Origin of the sequence: Pseudomonas sp. AS2.8 (assembly GCF_014190935.1) — a bacterium.
In the GTDB taxonomy this organism is placed as follows: domain Bacteria; phylum Pseudomonadota; class Gammaproteobacteria; order Pseudomonadales; family Pseudomonadaceae; genus Chryseomonas.
In genome coordinates, this window is the sequence record NZ_JACHVV010000005.1 from 130,364 (window position 1) to 143,387 (window position 13,024).

Consider the following 13,024-nt stretch of genomic DNA (forward strand, 5'->3'; position numbering starts at 1 on the left):
TGTTGACTCCTAACGCTTGTGGCCGGTGTTCAGCTTGCGCTCCAGACGGGAGGAGTAGCTGGACATGGCGAAACAGAAAATCCAGAAGACCAGGGCGGCGAACACATAGCCTTCGGTGGACAGACCAGGCCAGGCCGGGTCGGAGGTGGCGCGCTTGATGCTGTTGAGCAGGTCGAACAGGCCGATGATGACCACCAGGCTCGAATCCTTGAACAGCGCGATGAAGGTGTTGACGATGCCCGGGATTACCAGCTTGAGCGCCTGCGGCAGGATCACCAGGCCGGTGGTCCGCCAGTAGCCCAGGCCCATGGCGGCGGCGGCTTCGTACTGCCCCTTGGGAATGGCCTGCATGCCACCCCGCACCACCTCGGCGATATAGGCCGCTTCGAAGACGATCACCATGACGATGGCGCGCAGCAGCTTGTCCAGGTTCATGCCGTCGGGCAGGAACAGCGGCAGCATCACCGAGGACAGGAACAGCACCGTGATCAGCGGGATGCCACGCCAGAACTCGATCATGGTCACGCAGATGACCTTGATCGCCGGCAGCTTGGAACGTCGCCCCAGGGCCAGCAGGATACCCAGCGGCAAGGCGCCGACGATGCCCACCGCGGCGATCACCACGGTCAGCATCAGGCCGCCCCACTCGCTGGAGGGCACCACGCGCAGACCGAAGCCGCCATACAGCAGCCAGAAGGCCACCAGTGGATAGATCACCAGCAGCGCCAGGCCGTAGCGGGCCTTGTGCTTGAAGCTGTCGAGGAACAACGGGATGGCGCCGACCACGGCGATCACCACGGTCAGATCCACGCGCCAGCGCTGATCGCCGGGGTAGAAGCCGTACATGAACTGGCCGAAGCGCTCCTTGATGAACACCCAGCAGGCGCCGCCCGGCACGCAGTCGGCACGGGTGCTGCCGCTCCAGGTGGCGTTGAGGAAGGCCCAGTTCACCACCGGCGGCACGATCAGCCAGACGATGTAGAGACCGAACAGCGTCAGGATGGTATTGCCGACACTGGAAAACAGGTTGCCACGGATCCAGGCCAAGGCACCAACGCTGGAGGGCGGTGGCGGCAGGTCCGGTTTGAAGGTATGGGTCTGATTACTCATACGCGCTCCTTAACGCTCGATCAGCGCGATGCGCTTGTTGTACCAGTTCATCAGGATGCTGATGCTGATGCTGATGGCCAGGTACACGCTCATGGTGATGGCCATGGTCTCGATGGCCTGACCGGTCTGGTTCAGGACGGTGCCGGCGAACAGCGCCACCATCTCCGGATAGCCCACCGCGGCGCCCAGCGAAGAGTTCTTCATCAGGTTCAGATACTGGTTGGTCAGCGGCGGAATGATCACCCGCAGGGCCTGGGGAATGATCACCAGCCGCAGGGTCAGACCCGGACGCAGGCCCAGGGAGCTGGCCGCCTCGGTCTGGCCATGGCTGACCGCCTGGATGCCGCCCCGCACCGTCTCGCCGATGAAGGCCGCGGTGTAGACCGACAGGGCCAGCGCCAGGGACACCAGTTCGGGAATGATCACCCACCCGCCACGCAGGTTGAAGCCCTGCAGTTCCGGCACCTCCCAGTGCAGCGGCTTGCCGAAGACCAGGGTCGCCAGCAGCGGGATGCCGATCAGCAGCGCCAATACCGTCCAGAGCACCGGGAAGCGCTGACCGGTGGCGTGCCGGCGCTTGCGCGCCCAGCGCACCACCACCACGCTGGCGACGATGGCGATCAGCAGCGCGATCAGACCGGGCACGAAGCCGGCATCGGCGATCGGCGCCGGCATGTACAGGCCGCGGTTGTTGACGAACAGCGCGCCACCCAGGCTCAGGCTCTGACGCGGGCCCGGCAGGGGCGCGAGCACGGCGAAATAGACGAAGAAGATCAGCAGCAGCGGCGGAATGTTGCGGAAGGTCTCGATGTAGACCGTGGCGACCTTGCGCAGCAGCCAGTTGTTCGACAGGCGTGCCACACCCACGCTGAAGCCGATGATGGTCGCCAGGATGATGCCGATCACCGACACCAGCAGGGTATTGAGCAGCCCGACCAGGAAGACCCGCCCGTAGGTGTCGCCTTCGCTGTAGGGAATCAGGTGTTGGGGAATGCCGAAACCGGCGGTGTTGTTCAGGAAGCCGAAGCCGGAGGTGATACCCCGGTTGGCGAGATTGGCCTGGGTGTTGCTGAACAGGAACCAGCCGAAGGCCACGACGGCGACCACGGCCACGATCTGGAACAGCCAGGAGCGTGCCTGCGGATCGGTGAGCAGCGACCCACGGACCGGCGAGGACGGTTTGCTAACGTTTTGCATCTACTAGAAGCCTCATTAAATTCTCGCCCCACAGCGCGGGGAGCGCTGCAGGGCGAGAATCTGCACATCCGGAAGGTGGTCGGCGACTAAGGCGCCGAGATCAACGGACCGGCGGGGCGTACTGCAGACCGCCTGCATTCCACAGGGCGTTGAGGCCGCGCTTGATCTTCAGATCGCTACCCATGCCGACGTTGCGCTCGAAGACTTCGCCGTAGTTGCCGACCTGCTTGACGATCTTCACCGCCCAGTCTTTCGGCAGCTTCAGATCCTTGCCGAATTCGCCATCGGCACCCAGCAGACGACGCACGTCAGGATTCTTGGAATCCTTGGCCTGGGCTTCCACGTTGGCGGAGGTCAGACCCAGTTCCTCGGCGTTGACCATGGCGAACAGCGACCACTTGACCACGGTCAGCCAGTCTTCGTCGCCACGACGGACGGCCGGCGCCAGGGGCTCCTTGGAGATCACCTCGGGCAGCACGACGTAGTCGTCCGGGCTGGCCAGCTTGTTGCGCTGGGCATAGAGCTGGGACTGGTCGGAGGTCAGCACGTCGCAACGACCGGCTTCCATGGACTTGGCGCTCTCGTCCGAGGTGCTGTAGGTGATGGGGGTGAACTTCATGCCGTTGGAACGGAAGTAGTCGGCCAGGTTGAGTTCGGTGGTGGTACCGGCCTGGATGCACACGGTGGCGCCGTCCAGTTCCTTGGCGCTCTTCACGCCCAGCTTCTTGTTCACCAGGAAGCCCTGGCCGTCGTAGTAGGTGACGCCGGCGAAGATCAGGCCCATGCCGCCATCGCGGGAGCTGGTCCAGGTGGTGTTGCGCGACAGCACGTCGATCTCGCCGGATTGCAGCGCGGTGAAGCGCTCCTTGGCGGTCAGGGGGGTGAAGCGAACCTTGGTGGAGTCACCGAAGACCGCAGCGGCCACGGCGCGGCAGACGTCGACGTCGATGCCTTTGTAGTCACCCTTGGAATCAGTGTAGGAGAAGCCCGGCAGGCCATCGCTGACGCCGCATTGCACGAAACCTTTGTTCTTCACCGCATCCAGGGTAGCGCCTGCGTGAGCCATGCCGGACAGGCCAAGAGCAGCGGCGGTGGTCAGAATTGCCAGGGTAGACTTCACCATCTTCATCGATAAGCTCCACTTTGTTTATGAATTACGTTCCAGTCGCACGGCAGCACGATGTCTCTCGCTTGATTGCCGTGGAACCCGCCCACCCGATCCCTGGGCGTCCTTCATCAAGGGAAGAAGGAGACGCACTGGAAGGCATGACGAAGCAGTGAGTCAGTGTTACCTGTTAGTGCACTACCTGGCCGCATGCTAGGTGAGGCAATTTGCGGACCAGTGAAGGCGACAGCTGCTCACTTGGCTCAAACCCGGCAGTCATCTGACTTCCAGCAAAAAACCGAACAACTAAATTACGAAAATGCGACACGCGTTTTGTGCACCATCTGTTACCACACCCATTTTCAGTGGCACCAAACTGGAGCAAAGCCTTGGAAAATTCGCCTCTTGTGCTGGAATCGCCCAGCGGAACCGCCGATAGCTGCGTCATTTGGTTGCATGGCCTGGGTGCAACCCAGCATGACTTCGAACCCGTTGCCGAATTGTTGCAGCGCACCCTGACCTCGACCCGCTTCGTCCTGCCCCAGGCACCGACCCAGGCAGTCACCATCAATGGCGGCTGGGCCATGCCGTCCTGGTACGACATCCTGGCCATGAATCCGGCCCGGGCCATCGACCGCGCCCAGCTGGAAACTTCGGCCGCCACGGTGCGGGCCCTGATCGAGGCCCAGCGGGCCCAGGGAATTCCCGCCGAGCGCATCGTGCTGGCCGGTTTCTCCCAGGGGGGCGCCGTGGTGCTGCATACCGCCTATAACACTCCCTGCCCCACCCTGGGCGGCGTCATGGCACTGTCGACCTACGCGCCCAGCTTCGAAGACGCCCAGGTCAATCGCGGCGGGACCACCCCAGTGCTGTGCCTGCATGGCAGTCAGGACGACGTGGTTCCCCTGGCCCTCGGACGCGCAGCCTACGAGGCACTGGTGACCGCGGGCGTGAAAGCGCTCTGGCACAGCTATCCCATGCGCCACGAGGTGATTCCGGCGGAAATTCAGGATATCCAGGACTGGCTGCTGGCACGTCTCGGCGGAAAATAAAGGGCGAATCACCGGACCGCTTCGTTTTTGGAAACCGGTCGACAAATTGCGGAATCCGGGGGCGAATGGAGGGCTGGAAAGGGCCAGGCGAACGAACTTTGGGGTACCCGTCCGGTCCAGTAGGGGTGCCTGAAGGTCGTGATGTGCATGGAGCAGCTATGGCCCGAGTTTTCCTTTCAGTCCCCGGGGTGATCCTTTGATGGCTGCCCCCTTATCGGTCTGGCTGACCGAAGTACCGGTCGCTTCCCTGAAGGACCTGCGCCTGTTCAAGGGCGTGGAGACTCATCTGCTGGAAGCCCTGATCGCCCGCTCGGCTACCCGTAGCCTGGTTGCCGGTGAGTGCCTGCTCTCGCCCGCGATGATCAACCAGTACATGTACCTCATTCTGGAAGGTCGTCTGCGGGTCCATCTGGGCTCGCCGGAAAATCCGCCCATCTATCTGCTGGGTCCGGGCGAGTGCTCGGGCGAAATCAGCTTCATGGACAGCGAGCGGCCCAGCGCCCATGTCATCGCCGAAGCCGACACCCTGGTGCTCTGCCTGCATCGCGATCTGGTGCTGGAGCTGATCGAACGCTCCGCCAAGGCCATGCACAACCTGCTCGGCATCCTTTGCGAGCGGATGCGGCGCGGCAACCAGCTGATCGTCGACACCGAACGCAATGCCAATGTCGACACCCTGACCGGCCTCTTCAACCGTCGGCGCCTCGAGCAGCTGTTCGAGCGTGAGAGCACCCGCTGTGCCTTCAACCGGCAGCCGCTGAGCCTGCTGATGCTGGATGTCGATCACTTCAAGCGCTACAACGATACCCATGGCCACCTGGCGGGCGACTATGCCCTCTGCCTGGTCGCCAACACCCTGCGCGACCAGCTGCGACCCAAGGACAGCATGGCGCGCTATGGCGGCGAGGAGTTCGTCATCCTGCTGCCGGAAATCGATCGCGACGAAGCCATCGCCATCGCCGAGCGCCTGCGCCAGAGCCTCGCCGAGGTCAAGGACTTCTATTCGCCCTGCGGCCGGCTGCCGGGGGTGACCGTCTCCATCGGTCTGGCCCAGATGCGCAAGGCCGACTCCCTGGATGAGCTGGTCGGACGTGCGGACAAGTCGCTCTACCAGGCCAAGGATGCCGGGCGCAATCGGATCAGTGGCTGAGCGGATTGCGCTTGCGTTCGGCAGGTAGTTGTTGCCGGGCACGTAGGTTGCTTTACACTGCGGTCTCATTCCGCTTTCGATGATCGAGACCCTCCGTGCTCAAGGCACTCAAAAAATTTCTGGGCAAGGATCAGGAGGTCGCTCAGCCGACTCCCTCCCCTGCGCCCCAAGCTACCCCCAGCGTCGCTGTAGCAGCTCACTCCTCCCCCGCCGCTGTGGCGCCCGAAGCGCAGGCCGAGCGTGCGCCACGCAAACCGCGCAATCCCGACGAAGCCCGCAGCCAGGAGCCTCGTGCCCAGGCCGAAAAACAGGAACCTCGCGCCCAGGCGGAAAAATCCGCCAAGCCGCGCCGCGAGCGCAGCCCGCGCAAGCCCAAGCCGGTCGACACCTGGAAACTGGAAGACTTCGCGGTCGAGCCGCAGGAAGGCAAGACGCGCTTCCATGACTTCAAGCTGGATCCGCGGCTGATGCACGGCATCCATGACCTCGGCTTTCCCTACTGCACGCCGATCCAGGCGCAGGTGCTGGGTTTCACCCTGAAGGGCAAGGACGCCATCGGCCGCGCCCAGACCGGCACCGGCAAGACCGCTGCCTTCCTGATCTCGACCATCACCCAGTTGCTGACCACTCCGCCGCCCAAGGAAAGATACATGGGCGAGCCGCGGGCACTGATCATCGCGCCGACCCGCGAACTGGTGGTGCAGATCGCCAACGATGCCCTCGACCTGGCCAAGTACACCGGGCTCAACGTCATGAGCTTTGTCGGCGGCATGGACTTCGACAAGCAGCTCAAGCAGCTGGAAGCGCGTTATTGCGACATCCTGGTCGCCACCCCTGGCCGCCTGCTGGACTTCAACCAGCGCGGCGAGGTGCACCTGGACATGGTCGAGGTCATGGTGCTGGACGAGGCCGACCGCATGCTGGACATGGGCTTCATTCCCCAGGTTCGCCAGATCATTCGCCAGACCCCGCCCAAGAGCGAACGCCAGACCCTGCTGTTCTCCGCCACCTTCACCGAAGACGTGATGAATCTGGCGCGGCAGTGGACCACCGACCCGGCCATCGTCGAGATCGAGCCGGAGAACGTGGCCAGCGACACCGTCGAGCAGCACGTCTATGCCGTGTCCTCCAGCGACAAGTACCGGCTGCTCTACAACCTGGTCGCCCAGAACAACTGGGAGCGGGTGATGGTGTTCGCCAACCGGCGTGATGAGGTGCGGCGCATCGAGGAACGCCTGACCAAGGACGGCATCAGCGCCGCCCAGATGTCCGGCGACGTGCCTCAGCACAAGCGCATCAAGACCCTTGAAGGCTTCCGTGCCGGCAAGATCCGCGTGCTGGTGGCCACCGATGTGGCCGGTCGCGGCATTCACGTCGACGGTATCAGCCACGTGATCAACTTCACCCTGCCGGAAGATCCGGACGACTACGTGCACCGCATCGGTCGTACCGGTCGTGCCGGCGCCACCGGGACCTCCATCAGCTTCGCCGGCGAGGACGACGCCTTCGCCCTGCCGCCCATCGAAACCCTGCTGGGCCGCAAGATCTCCTGCGAAATGCCTCCGGCCGAGTTGCTCAAGCCGGTGCCGCGGCAGCGCTGAAACCAGCGTCACTGCCGCAGGGTGGCCTGCCGGTCTCGCCAGGGCAGCCGGCACCTCCGTAGGGTGGATAACGGCGCAGCTTTATCCACCTGGCCCGTTGGGTGCCAGGCGGAAAAGGCCAACGCGGTTTTCCACGCTACCTTGTCACCGCTTTGCCCAACGCCCGGCGGCATCCTGGTCACTGGCGCGACCTTCCACCCAGCGCGGTCCTTCGGACGTGTCTTCCTTCTTCCAGAAGGGTGCCCGGGTCTTGAGATAGTCCATCACGAAATTGCAGGCCTCGAAGGCGGCCTGGCGATGGGCGCTGGCGGTACCGACGAAGACGATGGGCTCGCCTGGCTCCAGTCGGCCGATGCGATGCAGGATGTCGATCCTGAGCAGCGGCCAGCGCTGATTCGCTTCTTCGACGATGCGCGCCAGGGCCTTTTCGGTCATGCCGGGAAAGTGCTCGAGAAACAATCCGCCGACGTCCCGGCCGTCGTTGAAATCCCGTACGTAGCCCACGAAGCCCACCACGGCACCGACGCCGGTGTTGGCAGCATGCAGGGCGTTGAGTTCCTGTCCGGGATCGAAGGTGGCGGCCTGCACACGGATAGCCATGCTCAACCTCCGGTCACGGTCGGAAAGAAGGCGACCTCGTCACCCTCGCGCAACGGCTCGGCCAGCCCGCAGAGCTCCTCGTTGCGGGCGCACATCAACCCCCGCTCGCCCAGAGTCTCGGCCCATACCCCGCCGCGCTGGACCAGATGTTCGCGCAGGTCGCCAACGGTGGCCAGTCCAGGCTCCCAGGGCAGGCTGTCCTCGGCGAGGCCCAGCACTTCACGATAGCGGGCGAAGAATTGCACGCGGATCATGCCGGTTGCTCCTCGGCGCGGAAATGACCGCTCTTGCCGCCATTCTTTTCCAGCAGCCGTACCGCCTCGATGGTCATGCCCCGATCGACCGCCTTGCACATGTCGTAAAGGGTCAGGGCCGCGACACTGGCGGCGGTCAGGGCCTCCATCTCCACTCCGGTCTGGCCGGACAGCTTGCAGGTGGCGGTGATCCGCACCCCATCGGGGGCTTCGGCGACCAGCTGGACCTTGACGCCAGTCAGCATCAGCGGATGGCAGAGCGGGATGAGGTCGGCGGTCTTCTTGGCTGCCTGGATGCCGGCGATACGCGCCACGGCGAAGACGTCGCCCTTGGGGTGGCCGCCGCTCTGGATCAGGTCGAGGGTTTCCGGACGCATGCGCACCCGGGCTTCGGCGGTGGCTTCACGGAAGGTCACCTGCTTGTCGGTGACATCGACCATGTTGGCACGGCCTTGGGAATCGAGATGGGTCAGCACGGCATGACTCCTGGAAAGGACCTGCCATTGTAGACCCGCGGCTGGGGATTTGATCCCCGCCCGTGACCGGACGGGGATCAGGGACGTTACAGATGGGACTCTGCGTACTCGGCGAGGATGGACCGGGGCACGCCCTGCAGGGTGATGTGCACCCCGTGGTTGAAGCCCTTGAAGCGCTCGGACAGGTAGGTGAGGCCGGAGCTGGTGGCCGAGAGATAGGGCGTGTCGATCTGCGCGAGGTTACCCAGGCAGATCACCTTGGAGCCGCTGCCGGCGCGGGTGATGATGGTCTTCATCTGGTGCGGGGTGAGGTTCTGGCATTCGTCGATGAGGATCAGACTCTGCTGGAAACTGCGACCGCGGATGTAGTTCAGCGACTTGAACTGCAGCGGTACCTTGCTGAGGATGTAGTCCACGCTGCCGTGGGGATTGTGGTCATCCATGTGCAGGGCTTCGAGGTTGTCGGTGATGGCGCCCAGCCAGGGCTCCATCTTCTCGGCCTCGGTCCCGGGCAGGAAGCCGATGTCCTCGTCCAGGCCCTGGACGCTGCGGGTGGCGATGATCCGCCGGTACCTCTTGGTGACCATGGTCTGTTCGATGGCCGCGGCCAGCGCCAGGATGGTCTTGCCCGAACCCGCCGCGCCGGTCAGGTTGACCAGGTGGATGTCAGGCTCCAGCAGGGCGAACAGCGCCAGCGCCTGGTAGATGTCCCGCGGTTTCAGCCCCCAGGCCTCCTGGTGCATCAGGGGCTCCTGGTGCATGTCGAGCAGGATGACCTCGCCGTCGCGCACCGCCTTGACCCAGCCGACGAAACCCTGCTCGTCGAGCACGAAGTCATTGACGTTGAAGGGTGGCATCTCGGCCGTCAGCTGCACGCGATGCCAGACGCGACCCAGCTCCTGCCGGCTTTCCACCTTGCTCACGTTGTCCCAGAAGGAGCCCGGCAGATTGTGGTAACCCTGGGACAGCAGGGAGACGTCGTCGAGCAACTGGTCGGTCTGGTAGTCCTCGGCGGCGATGCCGCAGCCACGCGCCTTGAGGCGCATGTTGATGTCCTTGGTGACCAGGACCACCCGCTCCTGGGGATGCTGGGTGCGCAGTTCGACGAGCTGGTTGATGATGCGGTTGTCGTTGATGTCGTCCGGCAGGCAGGCCATGGGCCCGGCGCGGCGACTCATGAGAATGGACAAGCGCCCCTTGGCCTCGCCCTTGCCACGGGGGATGGGCACGCCCCGCTCGACGTCCTCGGGCGAGGACTCGGCGAGCACGCTGTCGATCAGGCGGATCGCCTGCCGGCATTCCGCGGCAACGTTGTGCTTGCCGGTCTTGAGCTTGTCGAGTTCCTCCAGGACCGTCATGGGAATGGCAACGTGGTGCTCCTCGAAATTGAGCAGCGCGTTGGGGTCGTGGATCAGTACGTTGGTGTCGAGCACATAGAGGGTGGGCTGGGTGGGGCGGGAACGTCCGTGATCATCCATACTCGGTCACCTCGTAGAAACGCTTGACTCGCAAGCCTGTCGACGGAGCGCCAGACGACGCTCCGCTGCGAAAGGTGCCGTCGCTCCAGCAACGGGTTCACGGACCGGCCAACATGAGGGCACGGGACCCGAGAGATGCGACGGACACTTCGGTAATAACGCAAAAGACCGGGGGCACAAAGGCTTTTTTTGGCCGCACCCGGTTTTTTTCGCGGACCGGTATTTACTGCCGCCTGGCCTGGCAACCTCGCTCCGGGAACGTGGTCAATACCTATCGATCCCATCGGCAAGGCCCACTGGAGCCCAGCGGCGGAGGCTTCTAGAATGGCGCCTCGCCAAGAGGAGCCAAGCCGATGCTGATGGTGATTTCCCCCGCCAAGACGCTGGACTACAGCACACCGCCGAGCACGTCCCGCCATACCCTGCCGCAATACCTGGAGCACTCCTGCGAATTGATCGAGGGGCTCAGGCAGCTCGCACCGGCGGAGGTCGCCGCGCTGATGGGCGTATCCGACAAGATCGCCACCCTCAATGTTGCCCGCTTCGGCAGCTGGACCCCGGATTTCACGCCGGAGAATGCCAAGCAGGCGCTGCTGGCGTTCAAGGGCGACGTCTACACCGGCCTTGCCGCCGAGGACTTCCAGGAGGACGACTTCGACTTCGCCCAGCGGCACCTGCGCATGCTGTCCGGTCTCTATGGCCTGTTGCGTCCTCTCGACCTCATGCAACCCTATCGCCTGGAGATGGGCACCCGCTTCGCCAACGACCGGGGCAAGGATCTCTATGCCTTCTGGGGCGAGCGCATCAGCGACTGGCTCAACGCCGATCTTGCAGCCCAGGGTGACGAGGTCCTGCTGAATCTGGCCTCGAACGAGTATTTCAGCGCGGTACGCCGCGCGCGCCTGCAGGCCCGGGTCGTGGATGTGGAGTTTCGCGATCTCAAGAATGGCGATTACAAGATCATCAGCCTCTACGCCAAGAAGGCCCGGGGCCTGATGGCGCGGCACGTGATCAGACAGCGCGTCACCGCGGTGGACGAGTTGCGCGATTTCGACGAGCAGGGTTACCGCTACTCGACCGAGCGCTCCTCGGCGGACAAGCTGGTGTTCCTGCGCGAGACAGCGGCGGATTAGCCGAGAGAATCGACGGATGGCACAATTGCCCGCTTGCCGGGCCATCGAACTGGCTAGAGGGTCACATTCGACGCCTGCCATCCGTGAAAGACTGTCATCTCCCTCCAATAAAAAAGGTTTCAGCCCCGTAGCGGAGACGTTTCAGGCGCGAAAAGTTGCCGGACATCTCAAAACCGCTGCCTTTCCGGAAAAAGGAAAATTCGCTGAGAACCACTTTCGTTTGATTCTGTCTTTGTCTGGTCCTTGCCCTGGGTCATGCTGGCCAATGGCAATCAGTCCGCACGTTCAATTTGTACCGGTCGACATCTCGGCCGGTTGATCTTTCGAAGCATGGACGCTTCGTCCCGACCTCAGGGACAGCGGCCACAAATCAGCAGACGCTGAAGGAGTAACGCCCATGATTCCCGTCATCCTGTCCGGTGGTAGCGGTTCGCGACTCTGGCCCCTCTCGCGCAAACTCTATCCCAAGCAGTTCCTGGCGCTGACCAGCGAACAGACCATGTTCCAGGAGACCATCAATCGCCTGGGCTGCGAGGGCAGCATCGATTGCCCCATCATCGTCTGCAACGCCGAACACCGTTACCTGGTGGAAGAGCAGCTCAAGGCCGTCGAGTGCAAGCCCCAGGCGCTGATCATGGAGCCCTTCGGTCGCAACACCGCGCCGGCCGTGGCCATCGCCGCCATGCAACTGGTCGCTGACGGCAAGGACGACCTGATGCTGGTGCTGCCCGCCGATCACGTGATCGAGGACGAAGCCGAATTCAAGGCCGCCCTGCAACAGGCCGCCGCCGCCGCCGAGCGTGGCGAGATGGTGCTGTTCGGCATTCCGGCCACTGCGCCCGAGACCGGCTACGGCTACATCAAGACCGGTTCCAACGACGGTCTGCCCCAGGGCGTGTCCCGCGTCGAGCGCTTCGTCGAGAAGCCCGATGCCGTCACCGCCACCGAATACGTGGCCTCCGGCGACTACTGCTGGAACAGCGGCATCTTCCTGTTCCGCGCCAGCCGTTTCCTGGAAGAGCTGAAGAAGCACGACACCGACATCTACGACACCTGCCTGCTGGCGCTGGAGCGCAGCAGCATCGACGGCATCAACATCAGCATCGATGCCGCCACCTTCGCCGTCTGCCCGGACAATTCCATCGACTACGCCGTGATGGAAAAGACCACCCGCGCCTGCGTGGTGCCCATGAGCGCCGGCTGGAACGATGTCGGTTCCTGGTCCGCGCTGTGGGACGTGCATGCCAAGGACAGCAACGGCAACGTCATCAAGGGCGACGTCGTCCTGCATGACAGCCGCAACTGCCTGGTACACGGCAATGGCAAGCTGGTGACCCTGGTCGGTCTGGACGATGTAGTCGTGGTGGAAACCAAGGACGCCGTCATGATCGCCCACAAGGACAAGGTCCAGGACGTCAAGAAGCTGGTCAACACCCTCGAGAAGCAGAATCGCAACGAGGTCAAGGCCCACCAGGAAGTCTTCCGTCCCTGGGGTTCCTACGACTCCATCGACATGGGTCAGCGCTTCCAGGTCAAGCGCATCACCGTCAAGCCGGGCGCCCAGCTGTCGCTGCAGATGCACCACCACCGTGCCGAGCACTGGATCGTGGTCTCCGGTACTGCCGAGGTCACCTGTGACGACAAGGTCTTCCTGCTGACCGAGAACCAGTCCACCTACCTGCCGATGACCTCCGTGCACCGCCTGGCCAACCCCGGCAAGGTACCGCTGGAGCTGATCGAAGTGCAGTCCGGTGGCTACCTGGGCGAGGACGACATCGTCCGCTTCGAAGACATCTACGGCCGCGTCGACACCCAGGCCCTGGAAGTCGCCAAGGCTGGCAAGGCGCCCACGCGCTAAGCACCGCCAG

At 63.6% G+C, this 13,024-nt stretch carries 12 protein-coding genes; 5 read left to right on the top strand and 7 right to left on the bottom strand.

What is annotated here, in order from left to right:
• Positions 1 to 9: 9 nt before the first annotated feature.
• The 3 genes from FHR73_RS19645 to FHR73_RS19655 all read right to left on the bottom strand — a co-directional run bounded on the left by FHR73_RS19645 (position 10) and on the right by FHR73_RS19655 (position 3,436).
• Positions 10 to 1,110, bottom strand: coding sequence for an amino acid ABC transporter permease (locus tag FHR73_RS19645; protein WP_183633500.1), 1,101 nt, complete (start codon positions 1,108 to 1,110; stop codon positions 10 to 12).
• Between the two features lie 9 nt (positions 1,111 to 1,119).
• Positions 1,120 to 2,307 (bottom strand): amino acid ABC transporter permease, encoded by a 1,188-nt coding sequence (locus tag FHR73_RS19650; protein ID WP_183633502.1) that lies wholly within the window; start codon positions 2,305 to 2,307, stop codon positions 1,120 to 1,122.
• A 100-nt stretch (positions 2,308 to 2,407) separates the two neighbouring features.
• Positions 2,408 to 3,436 (bottom strand): amino acid ABC transporter substrate-binding protein, encoded by a 1,029-nt coding sequence (locus FHR73_RS19655; protein WP_039976150.1) that lies wholly within the window; start codon positions 3,434 to 3,436, stop codon positions 2,408 to 2,410.
• A gap of 365 nt (positions 3,437 to 3,801) precedes the next feature.
• Between FHR73_RS19655 and FHR73_RS19660 the strand changes: the two genes are divergently transcribed.
• From FHR73_RS19660 to rhlB, 3 genes are all read left to right on the top strand, one after another.
• A complete protein-coding gene (locus FHR73_RS19660; protein WP_221191634.1) occupies positions 3,802 to 4,464 on the top strand; it encodes an alpha/beta hydrolase in 663 nt (220 codons plus the stop codon).
• Positions 4,465 to 4,663: 199 nt separating this feature from the next.
• Complete coding sequence (locus FHR73_RS19665; RefSeq protein ID WP_183633504.1) at positions 4,664 to 5,614, top strand: GGDEF domain-containing protein; 951 nt, start codon at positions 4,664 to 4,666, stop codon at positions 5,612 to 5,614.
• 95 nt (positions 5,615 to 5,709) lie between these two features.
• Entirely contained in the window at positions 5,710 to 7,215 is a 1,506-nt protein-coding gene (gene rhlB, locus FHR73_RS19670) for an ATP-dependent RNA helicase RhlB (protein ID WP_183633506.1), read from the top strand.
• A 144-nt stretch (positions 7,216 to 7,359) separates the two neighbouring features.
• Here rhlB and moaE read toward each other — a convergent pair whose 3' ends face one another.
• The 4 genes from moaE to FHR73_RS19690 form a co-directional block, all read right to left on the bottom strand.
• A complete protein-coding gene (moaE, locus tag FHR73_RS19675; RefSeq protein WP_183633508.1) occupies positions 7,360 to 7,815 on the bottom strand; it encodes a molybdopterin synthase catalytic subunit MoaE in 456 nt (151 codons plus the stop codon).
• A 2-nt stretch (positions 7,816 to 7,817) separates the two neighbouring features.
• Complete coding sequence (locus FHR73_RS19680; RefSeq protein ID WP_183633510.1) at positions 7,818 to 8,069, bottom strand: MoaD/ThiS family protein; 252 nt, start codon at positions 8,067 to 8,069, stop codon at positions 7,818 to 7,820.
• Positions 8,066 to 8,545, bottom strand: a complete 480-nt coding sequence (gene moaC / locus FHR73_RS19685) for a cyclic pyranopterin monophosphate synthase MoaC (protein ID WP_133862103.1) — start codon at positions 8,543 to 8,545, stop codon at positions 8,066 to 8,068. The genes FHR73_RS19680 and moaC overlap by 4 nt, the downstream gene beginning before the upstream one ends.
• 86 nt (positions 8,546 to 8,631) lie before the next feature.
• On the bottom strand, positions 8,632 to 10,023 hold the full coding sequence (locus FHR73_RS19690; RefSeq protein WP_183633512.1) for a PhoH family protein: 1,392 nt from the start codon (positions 10,021 to 10,023) through the stop codon (positions 8,632 to 8,634).
• A gap of 353 nt (positions 10,024 to 10,376) precedes the next feature.
• Here FHR73_RS19690 and yaaA point away from each other — a divergent pair, with 353 nt between their 5' ends.
• Together yaaA and FHR73_RS19700 are read left to right on the top strand one after the other, a co-directional pair.
• The gene (gene yaaA / locus FHR73_RS19695; RefSeq protein ID WP_183633514.1) at positions 10,377 to 11,156 is read left to right on the top strand and encodes a peroxide stress protein YaaA; all 780 of its coding nucleotides are present in this window, start codon (positions 10,377 to 10,379) and stop codon (positions 11,154 to 11,156) included.
• A gap of 397 nt (positions 11,157 to 11,553) precedes the next feature.
• Entirely contained in the window at positions 11,554 to 13,014 is a 1,461-nt protein-coding gene (locus FHR73_RS19700) for a mannose-1-phosphate guanylyltransferase/mannose-6-phosphate isomerase (RefSeq protein WP_183633516.1), read from the top strand.
• Positions 13,015 to 13,024: the final 10 nt, after the last annotated feature.

What these genes read in the sequence shown, in the direction of transcription:
- FHR73_RS19645 (WP_183633500.1), bottom strand. Translation starts at nt 1,110, where the DNA reads ATGAGTAATCAGACCCATACCTTCAAACCGGACCTGCCGCCACCGCCC.
- FHR73_RS19650 (WP_183633502.1), bottom strand. Translation starts at nt 2,307, where the DNA reads ATGCAAAACGTTAGCAAACCGTCCTCGCCGGTCCGTGGGTCGCTGCTC.
- FHR73_RS19655 (WP_039976150.1), bottom strand. Translation starts at nt 3,436, where the DNA reads ATGAAGATGGTGAAGTCTACCCTGGCAATTCTGACCACCGCCGCTGCT.
- FHR73_RS19665 (WP_183633504.1), top strand. Translation starts at nt 4,664, where the DNA reads ATGGCTGCCCCCTTATCGGTCTGGCTGACCGAAGTACCGGTCGCTTCC.
- moaE (WP_183633508.1), bottom strand. Translation starts at nt 7,815, where the DNA reads ATGGCTATCCGTGTGCAGGCCGCCACCTTCGATCCCGGACAGGAACTC.
- FHR73_RS19680 (WP_183633510.1), bottom strand. Translation starts at nt 8,069, where the DNA reads ATGATCCGCGTGCAATTCTTCGCCCGCTATCGTGAAGTGCTGGGCCTC.
- FHR73_RS19690 (WP_183633512.1), bottom strand. Translation starts at nt 10,023, where the DNA reads ATGGATGATCACGGACGTTCCCGCCCCACCCAGCCCACCCTCTATGTG.
- yaaA (WP_183633514.1), top strand. Translation starts at nt 10,377, where the DNA reads ATGCTGATGGTGATTTCCCCCGCCAAGACGCTGGACTACAGCACACCG.
- FHR73_RS19700 (WP_183633516.1), top strand. Translation starts at nt 11,554, where the DNA reads ATGATTCCCGTCATCCTGTCCGGTGGTAGCGGTTCGCGACTCTGGCCC.